The sequence below is a fragment of the Intestinibacter sp. genome (genome assembly GCF_051866655.1).
Lineage (GTDB): Bacteria > Bacillota > Clostridia > Peptostreptococcales > Peptostreptococcaceae > Intestinibacter.
Genome location: NZ_JBJDXL010000510.1, coordinates 1 through 2332, shown reverse-complemented (window position 1 = coordinate 2332; position 2332 = coordinate 1). Strand labels below are relative to the sequence as shown.

General features: G+C 30.0%; 5 protein-coding genes. All 5 read left to right on the top strand.

Features of this window, described 5'->3' with window-relative positions; all coding sequences use genetic code 11:
* Nucleotides 1-67: 67 nt before the first annotated feature.
* A complete protein-coding gene (locus tag ACI3VO_RS15320; RefSeq protein WP_439758748.1) occupies nt 68-274 on the top strand; it encodes a hypothetical protein in 207 nt (68 codons plus the stop codon).
* Between the two features lie 51 nt (nt 275-325).
* On the top strand, nt 326-457 hold the full coding sequence (locus tag ACI3VO_RS15315; protein WP_439758747.1) for a hypothetical protein: 132 nt from the start codon (nt 326-328) through the stop codon (nt 455-457).
* A gap of 150 nt (nt 458-607) precedes the next feature.
* Complete coding sequence (locus ACI3VO_RS15310) at nt 608-796, top strand: hypothetical protein (protein WP_439758746.1); 189 nt, start codon at nt 608-610, stop codon at nt 794-796.
* A 183-nt stretch (nt 797-979) separates the two neighbouring features.
* A complete protein-coding gene (locus tag ACI3VO_RS15305) occupies nt 980-1231 on the top strand; it encodes a hypothetical protein (RefSeq protein ID WP_439758745.1) in 252 nt (83 codons plus the stop codon).
* 572 nt (nt 1232-1803) lie between these two features.
* Complete coding sequence (locus ACI3VO_RS15300; protein WP_439758744.1) at nt 1804-1995, top strand: hypothetical protein; 192 nt, start codon at nt 1804-1806, stop codon at nt 1993-1995.
* Nucleotides 1996-2332 lie beyond the last annotated feature (337 nt).

Below are 2332 nucleotides of genomic sequence, written 5' to 3'. Positions count from 1 at the left end.
AACTAAAACTGAATGGCCCCCTATAGACTTAGAGCAATTTTTAACTAGTGAATGGTATGCCTAGAAAATGATTAGCACTTATGATGCTATTAAGAAATCATATAATCCTCTTAGAATTATACATGATGTGCCACATTATAGAGGATATGTTGAATCATTCTTGTTGGCATATAAAGGAGTACAAGAAAAATCTGTAAAATTTAGGGCAATAGAAGAAATATCTAAGGATTTTATAGAACAGGCTAAAATATCTAATAAAAAAATAAAAGATTAGGTAGTTAAGAATGTGGAGAAAGCAATTGACTATGTATTTAGAGCTAAATAGATGGAAGATATAGATATAAAGATTCCTGCTGGAGATACTAACAGAAAAGTATATGCCTTTGTTGACAGTACAGAGAATATAAAAGAAGTTACTCAACCATTCTATATTAATCTGGGAACAGATATGGGATAGGCTAACTTTAAACTATATATGGAACGAGTTGTTATTCCGGACCTTAAATAGAAGTATTCTAACAATAAATTTATTAGAGATTTGCTTCCAACTGTATAGACTAGAACAAACTATGGCACTCCTGCTGTTAATTATGGTCTTAGAATAAATATGTTACCTAAATCAGATTATGAATTAGATGTATTTAATGAATATAAGGATGAATTTAATAATATGTCTAAGTTTGATATGTATAATGGTTATATGGTACAAGATTTATTCTACTATTATTCTATGATTAGTAATTATGGTAGACTTGGGCCAAATTCTCTACATAAAATATTTGAAGACTATGAATAGGTTTCTGATGTTGCTAAACACTTTAGATAGGTAATTAATAATCTTGATAAAGACCAAGATAGAACATTAGATTTACTTCATAGAACCATTACCAATGACTTTATAGCTCCTATTTCTTCTCCTTATGCTAGAGTTAGTTCTATTATTAGATATATTACTCCAGAATTAGGTGTAGTTGAAAGAATGGAATTGCCATCAGAAGATAATGAAGGAGCAGAATATGATTATTATACTGCCGACGAACTGTCCCCAGAAGATTTTGAAAGAGGAAATATAAATGGTTATATATCATATTCTATGCCACCACGTAATCAGAACTTCTTTACTAATCCTGCTGCCAATAATGATGGATGGCTTATTGAATTGCCAAATACTTTAGCAGATGTTGGAATTAAATTAAAGACTAATACAAAGGATGGAAAAGTAACTTCCTAGTCTTTAGTGATTCCATCTGATATAGGATAGAGATTAATAGAAAAAGGACTCCAATTAAACTCTGTAAAAGATGGATATATTTATAAACTTCCAACTAAATTTGTGTCCTTTAAATAGGTATATGATACTAGAGATATTGAAGACAAAATAAAATCAATTGATTGTTAATGTAGTGTTTAATTAAAGATTCAGAATATCGGACTAAGCTTGCTTAGTCTGGTATTCCAGAATCAGAATTTTATCCTTTTGCTAACGTTTTTGTAGCAGAACATGGAAGATTTCCAAACTTAGATGAAATTCCAAGAGCAGATTCAAGGCCTTACTTAAAGGAAACTCTGGGTCTTAATGAATCTGGAGTAACAACCATAGATACTATTCTTACTAATACTCAATCTTCTTCTATTGAAGAGGCTACAGTAAAACTTAATGATACACATTCTGATTTAGAGATAAGTATTCTCCCCTTAACAACAGAAGCGATTGTTACAGTAAATTAGAGACCTTCTGAATATTTAATAAAAGAATCACAATAGGTTGAGGTTGCCCCAAATATGTCTGTGGTTTATGGAAATATGTTCGAAAAATTGAAGAGTTTATATGGAATTAAAATGATACCAGTTACAGATTATGAACTTAGTAAAATGAATATTCCTAATGCCCAAAACTCTTCTGCTTTTATATATAATGGAGACATTTATATAAATACAGACAATGCTAGAGCTGATGCACCAATTCATGAATTAACTCATCTTCTTCTTGGTTAGGTAAGATTTAAGAATCCAGATCTGTATTTTAGTTTAGTGTAGAAAGCAGAACAATTTCCAGATTTCCATAGAAGAGCTTAGCAATACCCAAATAGAACTAAATCAGATATACTAGAAGAGGTATTTGTAGAAGAAGTAGGAAAATATCTTGCAAGATTAGATAACTAGATTGATAATCTCGATTAGAATATTTAGTATGAGCTTCACTATGGAATTAAGAGATTACTTGATAGTGCTTTAATGGGAAACTATAGTGTGAAATCTGCAGATAATTCTTAGATATATAATATGACATTAGAAGAATTATCACAAAAACTAGAAAAATCAATGAATTCAT

Bases quoted from the DNA above. Each gene is read 5' to 3' on its own strand.
- ACI3VO_RS15305 (WP_439758745.1), top strand. From the start codon at position 980: ATGGAATTGCCATCAGAAGATAATGAAGGAGCAGAATATGATTATTAT.
- ACI3VO_RS15310 (WP_439758746.1), top strand. From the start codon at position 608: ATGTTACCTAAATCAGATTATGAATTAGATGTATTTAATGAATATAAG.
- ACI3VO_RS15320 (WP_439758748.1), top strand. From the start codon at position 68: ATGATTAGCACTTATGATGCTATTAAGAAATCATATAATCCTCTTAGA.
- ACI3VO_RS15315 (WP_439758747.1), top strand. From the start codon at position 326: ATGGAAGATATAGATATAAAGATTCCTGCTGGAGATACTAACAGAAAA.
- ACI3VO_RS15300 (WP_439758744.1), top strand. From the start codon at position 1,804: ATGTTCGAAAAATTGAAGAGTTTATATGGAATTAAAATGATACCAGTT.